The 14,666-nt window shown below is 54.4% G+C and carries 12 protein-coding genes, 1 tRNA gene and 1 pseudogene; 7 read left to right on the plus strand and 7 right to left on the minus strand.

The features are described from left to right. Positions 1 to 90 precede the first annotated feature (90 nt). The 3 genes from OGX81_RS09665 to OGX81_RS09675 all read left to right on the plus strand — a co-directional run bounded on the left by OGX81_RS09665 (position 91) and on the right by OGX81_RS09675 (position 1,891). Complete coding sequence (locus OGX81_RS09665) at positions 91 to 957, plus strand: pirin family protein (protein ID WP_058668951.1); 867 nt, start codon at positions 91 to 93, stop codon at positions 955 to 957. A gap of 21 nt (positions 958 to 978) precedes the next feature. Continuing rightward, positions 979 to 1,656, plus strand: a complete 678-nt coding sequence (locus tag OGX81_RS09670) for an isochorismatase family protein (protein WP_012133047.1) — start codon at positions 979 to 981, stop codon at positions 1,654 to 1,656. A gap of 147 nt (positions 1,657 to 1,803) precedes the next feature. Next, positions 1,804 to 1,891: transfer RNA gene (locus tag OGX81_RS09675), tRNA-Ser, on the plus strand. A 137-nt stretch (positions 1,892 to 2,028) separates the two neighbouring features. On the opposite strand, the pseudogene cas6f reads toward OGX81_RS09675, so the two are convergent. The 4 genes and pseudogenes from cas6f to OGX81_RS09695 form a co-directional block, all read right to left on the minus strand. Beyond that, a pseudogene (cas6f, locus tag OGX81_RS09680) lies at positions 2,029 to 2,397 on the minus strand (type I-F CRISPR-associated endoribonuclease Cas6/Csy4); the annotation flags it as partial. 231 nt (positions 2,398 to 2,628) lie between these two features. Continuing rightward, the gene (gene clpA / locus OGX81_RS09685; RefSeq protein WP_012133049.1) at positions 2,629 to 4,905 is read right to left on the minus strand and encodes an ATP-dependent Clp protease ATP-binding subunit ClpA; all 2,277 of its coding nucleotides are present in this window, start codon (positions 4,903 to 4,905) and stop codon (positions 2,629 to 2,631) included. 30 nt (positions 4,906 to 4,935) lie between these two features. Continuing rightward, positions 4,936 to 5,256 carry an ATP-dependent Clp protease adapter ClpS gene (clpS, locus tag OGX81_RS09690; RefSeq protein ID WP_012133050.1) on the minus strand — a complete coding sequence of 107 codons (321 nt, stop codon included), beginning with the start codon at positions 5,254 to 5,256 and terminating at the stop codon, positions 4,936 to 4,938. Between the two features lie 98 nt (positions 5,257 to 5,354). Next, positions 5,355 to 5,429, minus strand: a complete 75-nt coding sequence (locus OGX81_RS09695; protein ID WP_213164981.1) for a hypothetical protein — start codon at positions 5,427 to 5,429, stop codon at positions 5,355 to 5,357. Positions 5,430 to 5,579: 150 nt separating this feature from the next. Between OGX81_RS09695 and cspD the strand changes: the two genes are divergently transcribed. Next, on the plus strand, positions 5,580 to 5,801 hold the full coding sequence (cspD, locus tag OGX81_RS09700) for a cold shock-like protein CspD (RefSeq protein WP_000447499.1): 222 nt from the start codon (positions 5,580 to 5,582) through the stop codon (positions 5,799 to 5,801). 136 nt (positions 5,802 to 5,937) lie between these two features. Here cspD and macB read toward each other — a convergent pair whose 3' ends face one another. The 3 genes from macB to OGX81_RS09715 form a co-directional block, all read right to left on the minus strand. Further along, positions 5,938 to 7,884, minus strand: coding sequence for a macrolide ABC transporter ATP-binding protein/permease MacB (gene macB / locus OGX81_RS09705; RefSeq protein ID WP_047457825.1), 1,947 nt, complete (start codon positions 7,882 to 7,884; stop codon positions 5,938 to 5,940). Then, positions 7,881 to 8,978 carry a macrolide transporter subunit MacA gene (gene macA, locus OGX81_RS09710; protein WP_370662145.1) on the minus strand — a complete coding sequence of 366 codons (1,098 nt, stop codon included), beginning with the start codon at positions 8,976 to 8,978 and terminating at the stop codon, positions 7,881 to 7,883. Before macA ends, macB begins: the two co-directional genes overlap by 4 nt. Before the next feature lie 166 nt (positions 8,979 to 9,144). Further along, the gene (locus OGX81_RS09715) at positions 9,145 to 10,803 is read right to left on the minus strand and encodes an ATP-dependent endonuclease (RefSeq protein ID WP_049009763.1); all 1,659 of its coding nucleotides are present in this window, start codon (positions 10,801 to 10,803) and stop codon (positions 9,145 to 9,147) included. 290 nt (positions 10,804 to 11,093) lie between these two features. On the opposite strand from OGX81_RS09715, the gene aqpZ reads away from it, so the two are divergent. The 3 genes from aqpZ (at position 11,094) to hcp (ending at position 14,662) form a co-directional block, all read left to right on the plus strand. Further along, on the plus strand, positions 11,094 to 11,789 hold the full coding sequence (gene aqpZ, locus OGX81_RS09720) for an aquaporin Z (RefSeq protein ID WP_024130486.1): 696 nt from the start codon (positions 11,094 to 11,096) through the stop codon (positions 11,787 to 11,789). A gap of 175 nt (positions 11,790 to 11,964) precedes the next feature. Beyond that, positions 11,965 to 12,864: a LysO family transporter gene (locus OGX81_RS09725; RefSeq protein WP_012133055.1), complete on the plus strand. Its 900-nt coding sequence runs from the start codon at positions 11,965 to 11,967 to the stop codon at positions 12,862 to 12,864. Between the two features lie 145 nt (positions 12,865 to 13,009). Beyond that, positions 13,010 to 14,662: a hydroxylamine reductase gene (gene hcp / locus OGX81_RS09730; RefSeq protein WP_024130487.1), complete on the plus strand. Its 1,653-nt coding sequence runs from the start codon at positions 13,010 to 13,012 to the stop codon at positions 14,660 to 14,662. The last annotated feature ends 4 nt before the right edge of the window (positions 14,663 to 14,666 follow it).

The raw sequence follows: 14,666 nt of genomic DNA on the forward strand, positions 1-14,666 counted from the left end.
GAACGGTAAGGTCTATTTTAGCGACTACTCAGTTCATTGTCATAGATATAAGCTTATTTACATCAAGACAACGCCACCGAGGAGACCACCATGAAACAGATTACAGGCGTCTATACCGCACCTCGCCCGCACTGGGTTGGCGATGGATTTCCGGTTCGTTCGCTATTCTCTTATCAGTCCCATGCAGAGCAGTTAAGCCCGTTCCTGCTGCTGGACTATGCCGGGCCGCATACCTTTGCCCCTGGCGCCGAAAACGAAAAACGTGGAGTGGGAGAACACCCGCATCGCGGTTTTGAAACCGTCACGATTGTTTACAGCGGCGAAGTTGAGCACCGCGATTCAACAGGCCGCGGCGGCGTCATCGGCCCTGGCGATGTGCAGTGGATGACCGCAGGCGCAGGCATTTTGCATGAAGAGTTTCATTCTTCAGCCTTTACCCAACAGGGAGGCGAGCTGGAAATGGTGCAACTGTGGGTGAACCTGCCCGCGAAAGACAAAATGGCGGTGCCGGGTTATCAAAGCATCAGCAGCGATCTCATCCCTGCCGTAACGCTGCCTGACGAAGCCGGAACCGCGCGCATTATTGCGGGCCGCTATCAGGATGTGAAAGGCCCGGCGCATACCTTCTCACCGTTGAATGTCTGGGATATGCGCCTGCAACGCGATCGTCATCTTACGCTGCCCGTCGCTGAAGGGTGGAGCACCGCGCTGGTCGTCCTGAAAGGAAGTATTACGGTGAATGGCACAACACCGGTAAATGAAGCGCAACTGGTGGTGTTAAGCCAGGAAGGTGAAAACCTGTATCTCGAAGCCAGTAGCGATGCCAGCGTTCTGCTGTTGTCGGGCGAGCCGCTGAATGAGCCCATTGTCGGTTACGGCCCATTTGTCATGAACACAAAACAAGAAATCGCAGAAGCCGTACGCGATTTCAACTCCGGCCGTTTTGGCCAAATCTGAAAACATTGAGGAGTACACAACATGTCCAGTCCTGCTAATTTTAATGGTTTGCGCCCGGTAATTGACGTTAACGATTCCGTTATGCTGTTAATCGACCACCAGAGCGGGCTTTTCCAGACCGTTGGCGATATGCCGATGCCTGAATTGCGCGCCCGTGCGGCCGCGCTGGCCAAAATGGCGACCTTGTCGAAGATGCCGGTCATTACGACGGCATCTGTACCGCAGGGACCGAACGGCCCGCTGATCCCGGAGATCCACGCCAATGCACCGCACGCGCAGTATATTGCCCGTAAAGGCGAGATCAACGCCTGGGATAACGCTGATTTCGTCCAGGCGGTAAAAGCGACTGGCCGTAAAACGCTGATCATCGCCGGTACGATTACCAGCGTTTGCATGGCATTCCCGGCGATTAGCGCAGTCGCGGAAGGTTATAAAGTGTTTGCTGTTATTGATGCTTCCGGCACCTACAGCAAAATGGCCCAGGAAATCACGCTGGCACGCGTTGTTCAGGCGGGCGTCGTACCGATGGATACCGCCGCAGTGGCTTCCGAGTTGCAGGGCACCTGGAACCGTGAAGACGCAGCAGAGTGGGCTGAGGTTTACACTAAAGTGTTCCCGGCGTATCAGTTGTTGATCGAGAGTTACAGCAAAGCGCAGGAAGTGGTGAAAAACGGTGAGATACTGGATTCACAGCGCTAATCGTATTCCCTGCTCCCCCAGGGCAGGGAATATGTTCATTGCGTAACCAAACGATAATTAAAGCGTAAATTCTGCTTGACCGTTTTGGCGCAACTCCCTATAGTAGCGCCCCGTTGCCCCCCAAGCGGTCAGGCAGCAATACAATATGGTGAGGTGTCCGAGTGGCTGAAGGAGCACGCCTGGAAAGTGTGTATACGGCAACGTATCGGGGGTTCGAATCCCCCCCTCACCGCCATATTCAGAAAAAGAGTTCGTACGAAAGTACGGGCTTTTTTTTCGCCTATTGCACATTGCCGGATGGCGGCGCTCGCGCCTTATCCGGCCTACGAGTGGCGCTCTGTAGGCCTGATAAGCGAAGCGCCATCAGGCTTCTCAGAACCAGGGAATGGTCGCCGTAGAACTTAATCCATAGCTTGTGAATGTCCCGCTAACAGGTTCAGAACGCAGTTCACCGTGGCGAATAAACACCCGAAATTGTTGCTGATTCGACAAGCTCTTAACGTTCAGGTAAGGCAAATCGCTATGCTGTTCGGTTGACTCCACCAGGCGCAGTTGCGCCTGCTCTTCCGTTAACCATCCCTTCCTGACGGAACGCCGCAATAACCGTTGTGGACTGCTTTTCACCTGCACCCGACTCACCGTGCGCCAGCCTTTTACAGCCGGAACAGGCGTTATCGCCATACACTGGCAATAATCATTCAGCCCCTTACGCCATGAACCGGCCTCAAGTTCCTGTAACGCTTTTTTAAGCTGCCTGTACGGCAGTGAACTGAAGCTGTTCGTCGCTATCATGGTGTTAATAAAGAAAAATATAAACACATAAAAATCATAGCGTTAAAAAAACACTCAAAAAAAGGGTTTTCAGGTATCCGGGGCATGACGGCAAAAAAAATCCGTAACCTCAAAAGAGATTACGGATTTTAGCGAGTTTATCTGAACGCGACTGGCGTTCAGATTTTACCGGCTACGAGATTAATGCGCGGCTTCCGGTTTGTGCTTTTGCGCACTCTGGAAGCCATACGTCAGCTCATTTTTCTCTTTATCCAGCGCAACGGTCACCTGGCCGCCGCCAACCAGCGAGCCGAACAGCAGCTCGTTTGCCAGCGGTTTTTTCAGGTTGTCCTGGACGACGCGCGTCATTGGACGTGCGCCCATCGCGCGGTCATAGCCTTTCTCTGCCAGCCAGTCACGCGCTTCCTGACTCACTTCCAGGGAGACGCCTTTCTGATCCAGCTGAACCTGCAACTCGACGATAAACTTATCAACAACCTGATGGATCACTTCAGTAGACAGGTGATCGAACCAGATAATGTTGTCGAGACGGTTACGGAACTCCGGCGTAAACACTTTCTTGATTTCACCCATCGCGTCCGTACTGTTGTCCTGATGGATGAGGCCAATCGATTTACGCTCAGTTTCACGCACACCGGCGTTAGTGGTCATCACCAGCACCACGTTGCGGAAATCCGCTTTACGCCCGTTGTTGTCCGTCAGCGTGCCGTTGTCCATCACCTGCAACAGCAGGTTAAAGACATCTGGATGCGCCTTCTCAATTTCATCCAGCAGCAGAACCGCATGCGGATGTTTGATAACCGCATCGGTCAGCAGACCACCCTGGTCGAAACCGACATATCCCGGAGGCGCGCCGATCAGGCGGCTTACGGTGTGGCGTTCCATATACTCGGACATATCAAACCGCAGCAGCTCAATACCCAGCGCTTTGGAGAGCTGTACCGTTACCTCGGTTTTCCCTACCCCGGTAGGCCCCGCGAACAGGAACGAACCGACAGGTTTATGTTCATGACCGAGACCCGCACGGCTCATTTTGATCGCTTCGGTCAGCGCTTCAATTGCCTTATCCTGCCCGAAGACCAGCATTTTCAGGCGGTCGCCGAGGTTTTTCAGCGTATCGCGATCGCTCTGCGAGACGCTTTTCTCAGGAATACGCGCAATGCGCGCCACCACGGACTCAATATCCGCCACGTTGACGGTTTTCTTGCGCTTGCTGACCGGCATCAGACGAGCACGCGCACCGGCTTCGTCGATGACGTCAATCGCCTTATCCGGCAGATGACGGTCGTTGATGTATTTCACCGCCAGCTCTACCGCCGCACGCACCGCTTTCGCCGTGTAGCGAACATCGTGGTGCGCTTCGTACTTCGGTTTCAGACCGTTGATGATCTGCACAGTCTCATCCACGGACGGCTCAGTGATATCAATTTTCTGGAAGCGACGCGCTAACGCGCGGTCTTTCTCGAAAATGTTGCTGAATTCCTGATACGTCGTGGAACCAATCACGCGGATCTTACCGCTGGAGAGCAGCGGTTTAATCAGGTTTGCGGCATCCACCTGGCCGCCCGACGCCGCACCCGCACCGATAATGGTGTGGATCTCATCAATAAACAGGATGCTGTTGGTGTCCTGTTCCAGCTGTTTGAGCAGCGCTTTAAAACGTTTTTCGAAATCGCCGCGATACTTGGTGCCCGCCAGCAGCGAGCCGATATCCAGCGAGTAGAGGGTGCAATCCGCCATCACTTCCGGCACATCGCCCTGGACAATACGCCAGGCCAGACCTTCGGCAATCGCCGTCTTACCGACGCCGGACTCACCCACCAGCAGCGGGTTATTTTTCCGGCGGCGACACAGCACCTGAATGGCACGCTCCAGCTCTTTTTCACGACCAATCAGCGGATCGATTCCGCCCACGCGAGCAAGCTGGTTAAGGTTAGTCGTGAAGTTCTCCATACGTTCCTCCCCGCCAACTTGTTCTTCGCTATTTGGCTGATTGCCGGGGTCAGAAGACTGACTCGGCTCGTCCTTTCGCGTCCCATGAGAAATAAAGTTCACCACGTCGAGGCGGCTGACTTCATGCTTACGCAGCAGATAAGCCGCCTGGGATTCCTGTTCGCTGAAGATAGCCACCAGCACATTCGCGCCAGTTACCTCACTGCGCCCGGAGGACTGAACGTGAAAGACCGCACGTTGCAGCACGCGCTGAAAACTCAACGTCGGCTGTGTGTCGCGCTCTTCTTCGCTGGCAGGCAGTACGGGTGTGGTTTGTTCAATGAAGGCTTCAAGTTCCTGACGGAGCGCCACCAAATCCACGGAGCACGCTTCCAGCGCTTCGCGGGCCGATGGGTTACTGAGCAACGCCAGTAACAAGTGCTCGACGGTCATAAACTCATGTCGGTGCTCGCGCGCTCTGGCGAAAGCCATGTTTAAACTGAGTTCCAGTTCTTGATTGAGCATAGGCACCTCCCCCAATTTTTACGCCTGCATTCAGGCTTTTTCCAGCGTACACAGCAACGGATGCTCGTTCTCCCTCGCATACTTGTTCACCATCGCCACTTTGGTCTCCGCAACCTCGGCGGTAAATACGCCGCAGATAGCTTTACCTTGATAGTGAACCGCAAGCATCAGTTGCGTTGCACGTTCTACATCATAAGAAAAGAATTTTTGTAACACGTCAATAACAAACTCCATTGGAGTGTAATCATCATTGACTAATATCACTTTATACATAGATGGCGGTTTTAGCGCGTCGCGCACCTTATCTTCCGCCAGCTGGTCAAAATCCAGCCAATCGTTCGTCTTACCCATTGTCAGTCGTCATCTTCGGTTACGGTTACCGGCAGAACGTACTGCCGCTGACAAGAGCCTATGCACGCAATCAATCTACCCCAATTAATAGATAACTATCATCTATCTCTGTCATCCGCGACATCTGTCACATTACCGGCAATAGCGTTAACTGCTTCAAATTTTTGATTCATTTTTACCCCATCCACCCCGCCTGGCGCTTGACGCCCCGCCTGATTTCTCTAAATTGTAGTTTCGAGAGTTGGCGAGGTTTTGAACAGCCCCCACTCCGCCACCGGTTCATTCCATCTTACTTATATAAGATTTACGAAGGATGTCGAAGCATGGAAACGGGTACTGTAAAGTGGTTCAACAATGCCAAAGGGTTTGGTTTCATCTGCCCTGAAGGCGGCGGCGAAGATATTTTCGCCCATTACTCCACCATTCAAATGGATGGTTACAGAACGCTTAAAGCCGGGCAGTCTGTCCGGTTTGATGTCCACCAGGGGCCAAAAGGCAATCATGCCAGTGTCATCGTGCCCATCGAAGCAGAAGCCGTTGCATAGCTCTTCTGTCTCATTGTGTACATCCCGCAGTCAAAATGCCAGCCCGATCGGCTGGCATTTTTATTTCTGCGCCATTGCTTTTTGCCGAATAGCGACGCTGACGCGCCTTACCCGGCCTACAAACATCCGGCAAGATTCACTCCCGCGCCAGCGCATCTACCGGATCGAGTCGTGCAGCATTACGTGCGGGCAACCAGCCAAACAGTATCCCGGTAAACGTCGAGCACAAGAACGCCGTCAGGAGCGCGACGGGCGAGAAGCCAATTTCCCAGCCGGGTAAAAACATCTGTAGCGTAAAGGCGATCAGCATCGACAGCCCGATCCCCAACGCGCCGCCGACCAGACACACCAGCACCGCTTCAATTAAGAACTGTTGCAGCACATCGCTGGCGCGCGCGCCTACCGCCATACGGATGCCAATCTCCCGGGTTCGTTCAGTGACGGAAACCAACATAATGTTCATTACGCCGATCCCCCCTACCACCAGTGAGATCACCGCAACCAGCGTCAGGAACAGTTGAAGAGTACGTGTGGTCTTTTCGGCGGTTTTCAAGACGCCGTCCATATTCCAGGTAAAGAAATCCTTCTTCCCGTGGCGCAGCGTCAGCAGGCGGGTAAGCTGCTGCTCAGCCTGCGCGCTGTCAAATCCCTCTTTCACCCGAACGGTGATGGAGTTCAGCCATGACTGCCCCATCACCCGCCCGGACATCGTGCTGTACGGCAGCCAGACGCGGAGGATCTTACTGCTGCCGAACATAGACTGTTTCTCTTCGGCCACGCCGATCACCGTTGCAGGCATATTGCCGACCAGGATCACTTCGCCCACCACTTTCGCTTTATTGGGGAAAAGTTGACGCCGCGTGTTGCTGTCGAGCACCACCACCTGTGCCCGGCCATTCAACTGCTCTCTGTTGAACGTGTTCCCCTCGCTAAAGGTCATGCCGTAGACGTTAAAATAGTCGCCGCTGACGCCATTGGCGCTGGCGGCCACGTCGATGTTGCCATAGCGAAGCCGCAGATTTTGCGATACGGCAGGCGTCGCGGACGTTACCCACGGCTGCTTCTGAATCGCGTTCAAATCGTCATATTTCAGCGCCTGCTGATATTGCGGATCGTCGTCGCCGAAGTCTTTACCGGGGTAAATATCGATAGTATTGGTGCCAATGGCGCGAATATCCGCCAGTACCATCTGTTTTGCCGCATCGCCGACCACCACGATCGACACCACCGACGCAATCCCGATAATAATCCCCAGCATGGTGAGTAAGGTGCGCATTTTATTGGCGGCCATCGCCAGCCACGCCATCGTGAGCGCCTCACGAAATCCGCTGACAAACTGGCTCCAGCCAGAGGCCGTTTTGACGACGGGCTCCGCAATGCCTTGCCCCGCTTGCGTTTTCTGCGACGGCGGATTACGCACGATCTCGCCATCGTGGATTTCAATCACCCGTTCGGCCTGAGCGGCAACCTGCGGGTCGTGGGTCACGATAATGACCGTATGCCCCCGATCGCGCAGTTGATGCAGAATCGCCATCACTTCATCGCCGGAATGGCTGTCGAGCGCCCCGGTCGGTTCATCGGCGAGGATCACCTGCCCGCCGTTCATCAGCGCGCGCGCAATACTCACCCGCTGCTGTTGCCCGCCGGAGAGCTGCGAAGGCTGATAATCCACCCGATCGCCCAGCCCCAGCCGTTGCAGCAACTCTTCGGCCCGCTCCAGCCGCCGTTTGCGCTCCGTACCGGCATAAACGGCGGGCACCTCAACGTTTTGCGCCGCCGTCAGATGTGAGAGCAAATGATAACGCTGGAAGATAAAACCAAAATGTTCGCGGCGAAGTTGCGCCAGCGCGTCGCTGTCGAGCGTGGAGACATCCCGCCCCGCAATCCGATAGGTGCCGCTGGTAGGTTTATCCAGACAGCCGAGGATATTCATCAGGGTCGATTTACCGGAACCGGACGCGCCGACAATCGCTACCATCTCTCCGGCATGAATTTGCAGGGAGATGCCCTTCAGCACCTCGACCTGTTCTTCACCTGACGGATAACTACGGCGAATATTGCTCAGCTCAAGCAATGCCGTCATTGCGCGGCTCCAGGTTTGCTCTCGCTGATCACCACCTCATCGCCCTCTTCCAGTCCCTTGACGATCTCCACGTCGGTATCGTTACGCGCGCCAATCGACACCTCGCGTTCACGGGTTTCGCCGTTACGCAACAGCGTGACTTTGTAGCGGTTGTTGCCGACCGGGTCGCCAAGCGCCGCCAGCGGAATCGTCAACACGTTTTTAATGTCCGTGAGCTGAATATGCACCTGTGCGGTCATGTCCAGGCGCAAAATCCCTTTCGGGTTAGGAACTTCAAAACGCGCGTAATAGAAAATAGCGTCGTTCACTTTTTCAGGCGTGGGCAGGACATCTTTCAGCGCGCCTTCATAGCGGGTCTGAGGGTCGCCCAGCACGGTAAACCAGGCTTTTTGTCCGGGACGCAGGTGAATAACGTCCGCTTCGGAAACCTGCGCCTTCACCAGCATGGTGCTCATATCCGCCAGCGTCAGGATATTTGGCGCCTGTTGAGCGGCAATCACCGTCTGTCCCTGCAAGGTGGTAATTTGCGTCACCTCGCCTGCCATCGGGGCGACAATGCGGGTGTAATCCAGGTTGGTTTTTGCCGTATCAAGAGAAGCCTGATTACGCTTAATCTGCGCGTCAATCGTGCCGATTTGCGCCTGTTTGACGGCCATTTCCGTCGCGGCCGTATCCAGTTCCTGTCGCGAAATCGCCTGGGTTTTCGCCAGCTGTTGCTGGCGTGACAGGGTGACGCGCGCCAGTTTCCACTCGGCTTCAGCCTGTCGGCGCTGAGCGCGTAATTCCATCAGCGTGGCTTCCACCTCTTTGATCTGGTTTTCCGCCTGTTCAGGATCGATAACGCCAAGCAGCTGATCTTTTTTCACCTTGTCGCCAATTGCGACCGACAACGTTTTAAGCTGGCCGCTGACCTGCGCCCCGACATCCACTTTGCGCAGCGCATCCAGTTTCCCCGTCGCCAGCACGCTCTGCTGGAGGTCGCCCGGACGGACAATCAGCGTTTGATAGTGGGGTAGCGGCGCATTTAACGTTCGCCAGAGCGTAAACATCGCCACGATGATAATGAGGGCGATGAGAATATAGCGCTTTTTCATTTTTCCCTTGAGCTTCATAACGATCCAACATTCCCCGAGATATCCACCAGAGTGGGAAGATAAACCTTAACGGTAAATAAACAAACACTGAAAAACGCGCCGAATATCGCCGTCGCTATCCATTGCTGGACTGCATTCCGCCACAGATGTCGCGGCTGTTTCGCCGTTAATCCGCTCTCCCGCGCGCCAGCCAGAGTACGCGGGAGAACATTTTTTTGAACAGCGTCGGCACCGCGTCAACGCCGCGTCGCCCTGCCTCCATCGCCACTTCAATGGCTAAATCAGGCTTTGACGAGCGGTGGATCGCCTTCGAGATAATTTTCCGCATATTCATTGGAACGTTTTCCGGTATTTGCGCCACCCGATGAAAGACATCAGCAAATCCTGACCGATACATAAAATGTTCCATATCCAGAGCAGGCAATGCCGTCAGGTGCTCACGCTCTTCTTCCCGGTCGTTATTCAGCAAACCGCGCACCGTTGCGGCATATTTTTTCCCGGCTTCGTCGCCATCCACCAGCACATGCCACTCAATTCCCATCCGGCGGGCGAATTTTACCAGCGGTCTCAGGCCTGACTGGGCGAATTCGATCACTTTAATCCCTTCGGCATCGAAGTGGTGCCCACACTGGCGCGCCAGTTCGTTGATAACCCAGGTTTCCGTTTCGCCTTCCACCAGCAGCCAGCAGCGGGAAAACAGCGACGAGGCCCGGTTAAAACGAATATGAAAGGCGATGCGGCGACCATCTTCCGCGCTCAGCCCGCCAGGCCCCAGTCGCCAGGCCGCGACCCGTGAAGATTCACGCACCAGACGGACAACGTGCTCCACAGGCGTCAGCGACAGCAGCTCGCCGGAATTAGTCGTTGCCACACGTTGCAGCGGTAAAAGATTCAACAACTGCCATGCCACCGACAGCATAATCGGATGCAGACGCGTTTCCGGGTCTTCAACCAATAATAATGGTCGGGCATCTTTATCCAGCCGCAGCGTCCCTTTTGCCTGTAACAGCGTGGAGAACAGCCCCAGCAGGATCACGCGATGCGTGCGGCCGCCGGGTTTGTCGATCATCCGGTTAATAATGTCCAGATAGCGCCAGCTACGCTGTTCGTTGTTCGAACGGCGACGCATCAACCGATGACGGGATTGCCCCGCGCCTTGCTCGGAAAAGTAATGCTCCAGCAGCTGTACCATCGCCGAAAGCCCCTGGCGGATCTGCCCGTCCGTTAAATTCTGCGGACGGGTCGCCAGTTCTCGCGCCAGAAAGTCCAGCTGGCAGGCGGTAACTTCAACATCGGGAACATCGGGCACCGTACCGTTACGGATGCGTCGCATAAAGCGCGCATCGCGCAGGCGCAGTACCGGCATCAAACGAATGAGATGGTGTGCCTGGCGATTAATATCATCGATCGGTAGCGGGTGGCCGTCGCCATCAAGGAAGCTGCGCAGCGTCATCACGCTGCCATCTGCCGCGCTCTCCCCCTCCAGGCGGTAGAAAATACGGTGAAAACCATCCTGACAAGGAGACCAGCATGCCTCCAGCGGGCGGTATCGACGCACCCGATGGCGGCCAGGCTGAGATTCACGGAAAGTGAGGATAATATGCAGATGATGTTCACGTCCCTGAATATCTCCGGGGGGAAACCAGAAATCCTCGCGGATGAAATGATACAGTTCCGATTCTGGCGACAGCAGCAGAGTTAAGGCATCCAGCAGGCTGGATTTCCCCCACGCGTTCTCCCCAATCAGCACGTTGTTTTGCTCCAGCATCAACGATAATCGATTGATCCCGCGAAAACCCACAATCTCAACGCGTTCGAGAATCATGTATCCTCCAGAAATGAACAACTTATCCTTTCCGCAGTATAACGACAAAATCCGTTGCATGGCGTGATAATTGCAGCATTAAGTCCGTGCACTACACTCTTTATTAAGACAAATCAGAACAAGGATTCACACCACATTGCCCTAAATCAAACTAACTGAATTTTTTTAACTGGTGATTGGGTGACGTTCGTTCTTAAAATATAGTTTCCTGCATTATGTCGTCACCCTTTTATGACGATAAAAAAACAGCCGCATATTCAATGTGGTTAATTTTATTATTTGAGGTGGTTATGTTTAGAAAATTAGCAGCCGAATGTTTCGGTACATTCTGGCTCGTTTTCGGTGGCTGCGGAAGCGCCGTTCTGGCTGCGGCATTCCCTGAACTGGGAATTGGTTTTGCGGGTGTCGCGCTGGCTTTTGGTCTGACCGTACTGACAATGGCATTCGCCGTAGGTCATATTTCCGGCGGACATTTTAACCCGGCAGTGACATTAGGTTTATGGGCTGGCGGTCGTTTTCCGGCAAAAGAGGTCATTGGCTATATTATCGCTCAGGTTGTCGGCGGTATTATTGCCGCGGCGGTGCTGTATCTGATTGCCAGCGGTAAAGCAGGCTTTGATGCCGCTGCCAGCGGTTTCGCCTCTAACGGTTACGGCGAACATTCCCCTGGCGGTTATTCCATGCTTTCCGCCATCGTCATTGAAATCGTGCTGACCGCCGGTTTCCTGCTGGTCATTCATGGCGCGACGGACAAACATGCCCCGGCAGGTTTTGCCCCAATCGCCATTGGTCTGGCGTTAACCCTGATTCACCTGATCAGTATTCCGGTCACCAACACCTCTGTGAACCCGGCGCGCAGCACCGCGGTTGCGATCTTCCAGGGCGGTTGGGCATTACAACAACTGTGGCTGTTCTGGGTGATGCCGATTATCGGCGGTATTCTGGGTGGCGTGCTGTACCGCACGCTGCTTGAAAAACGCGATTAATTGAGTGAAGTCCGTGGTGTCGGGTGGCGACTACGCCTTACCCGACCTGCGGTACAGTACAATAAGCAGGCCGGGTAAGCGTTAGCGCCACCCGGCTTTTTTTTGCTCCTTTACCTGACCGCCTTTATTGGGTAGTGTCATTGCGCTGTCTCGCATATAAAGGACCCGGTTGTTCATGTTTTCAGGACTTTTAATCATTTTGGTTCCACTGATTGTGGGCTACCTCATTCCACTTCAGCATCAGGCCGCATTAAAACTGATCAACCGGCTGTTAAGCTGGATTGTCTACGTCATTCTCTTTTTTATGGGGATCAGCCTGGCGTTCCTGGATAATCTCGCCAGTAATTTGCTCGCTATTTTTCATTATTCCGCTGTCAGTATTACCGTTATTTTGCTGTGCAACATCGCGGCATTATTCTGGCTGGAACGTTCGCTACCGTGGCGACACAACCACCAGCAGGAGAAATTACCTTCACGTATCGCGATGGCGCTTGAGTCACTTAAATTATGCGGCGTCGTGGTGCTGGGTTTTCTGCTTGGCCTCAGCGGGCTGGCATTTCTCAAACACGCTACGGAAGCCAGCGAATATACGCTGATCTTCTTATTATTCCTGATCGGCATCCAGTTGCGAAACAATGGCATGACCTTAAAACAGATTGTGCTGAATCGCCGGGGGATGATTGTCGCCGTGGTGGTGGTCGCCAGCTCTATGCTCGGCGGAGTCATCAATGCGCTCATTCTCGGCCTGCCGATCAAAACCGCGCTGGCAATGGCATCAGGTTTCGGCTGGTATTCCCTGTCCGGCATTTTATTGACCGAATCGTTCGGCCCGGTAATTGGCAGCGCCGCTTTCTTTAACGATCTGGCGCGCGAGCTGATAGCGATTATGCTGATCCCCGGTCTGGTTCGTCGCAGTCGCTCCACCGCGTTAGGGTTATGCGGCGCCACGTCGATGGACTTCACGTTGCCGGTACTTCAGCGTACAGGCGGTCTGGAGATGGTGCCTGCCGCCATCGTTCACGGTTTTATCCTCAGCCTGCTGGTGCCAATCCTGATGGCCTTTTTCTCAGCCTGATACCTCCCTGGCGGTAGAACCCTGCCGCCAAAATTGCGCTAAATCAATCTCCCTGTAAATTATGTAAGAAATCACTTTTATCCCTTTGCGCGCAGGCATAACCTTAAACATGTATATTAAATATAACTTTAAAAAAGGTGTGACCATGTTTTGTGTGCAATGTGAACAAACCATCCGTACTCCGGCGGGGAACGGCTGCTCCTACGCGCAGGGTATGTGCGGTAAAACAGCGGAAACGTCCGATCTCCAGGATCTGCTGATTGCGTCCCTGCAAGGTCTGTCTGCATGGGCTGCTAAAGCCCGTGAATATGGCATCATCGATCATGACGTTGACAACTTTGCCCCGCGTGCATTTTTCTCCACTCTGACCAACGTTAACTTCGACTCTCCGCGTATCGTCGGCTATGCCCGTGAAGCGATCGCCCTGCGCGAATCGCTGAAAGCGCAGTGCCAGAACATCGATGCAAGCGCCACGGTAAACAACCCGATGGCCGACCTGCAACTGGTCAGCGACGATCTAGGCGATTTGCAACGTCAGGCTGCCGAGTTCACCCCGAACAAAGACAAAGCCGCTATTGGCGAGAACATCCTCGGCCTGCGTCTGCTTTGCCTGTATGGTCTGAAAGGTGCGGCAGCGTATATGGAGCACGCCCACGTTCTGGGTCAGTATGACAACGACATCTACGCGCAGTACCACAAAATCATGGCGTGGCTGGGCACCTGGCCTTCCGATATGAACGCTCTGCTGGAATGTTCTATGGAAATCGGCCAGATGAACTTCAAAGTGATGAGCATCCTGGATGCCGGTGAAACCACCAAATACGGCCACCCGACCCCGACTCAGGTTAACGTGAAAGCGGTTGAAGGTAAGTGCATCCTGATCTCCGGTCACGACCTGAAAGATCTGTACAACCTGCTGGAGCAGACCGAAGGGACTGGCGTGAACGTCTATACCCACGGTGAAATGCTGCCCGCGCACGGTTACCCGGAACTGCGTAAATTCAAACACCTGGTCGGTAACTACGGCAGCGGCTGGCAGAACCAGCAGGTTGAATTCGCCCGCTTCCCTGGCCCTATCGTGATGACCTCTAACTGCATCATTGACCCGACCGTTGGCGCGTATGACGACCGTATCTGGACGCGCAGCATCGTCGGTTGGCCGGGCGTAAACCACCTGGAAGGCGAAGATTTCTCTCCGGTTATCGCTCAGGCGCAGCAGATGGCAGGCTTCCCGTACAGCGAAATCCCGCATCTGATCACCGTTGGTTTCGGTCGCCAGACGCTGCTGGGCGCAGCAGACAGCCTGATCGACCTGGTCAGCCGCGAAAAACTGCGTCACATCTTCCTGGTGGGCGGCTGTGACGGCGCGCGTGGCGAACGTAACTACTTCACCGATTTCGCGACCAGCGTACCGGATGACTGCCTGATTCTGACGCTGGCCTGTGGTAAATACCGCTTCAACAAACTGGAATTCGGCGACATCGAAGGTCTGCCGCGTCTGGTTGACGCTGGTCAGTGTAACGACGCTTACTCCGCCATCATTCTGGCCGTCACGCTGGCAGAAAAACTGGGCTGTGGCGTGAACGACCTGCCGCTGTCTCTGGTGCTCTCCTGGTTCGAACAGAAAGCGATCGTCATCCTGCTGACGCTGTTGTCTCTGGGCGTGAAAAACATCGTGACCGGGCCGACTGCGCCAGGTTTCTTCACCCCGGATCTGCTGGCTGTCCTCAACGAGAAATTTGGCCTGCGTCAGGTCACCACCGTTGAAGAAGATATGCAGCAACTGTTGAGCGCGTAAGGAG

Source organism: Citrobacter sp. CK206 (genome assembly GCF_030333125.1).
Taxonomy (GTDB): domain Bacteria; phylum Pseudomonadota; class Gammaproteobacteria; order Enterobacterales; family Enterobacteriaceae; genus Citrobacter_B; species Citrobacter_B koseri.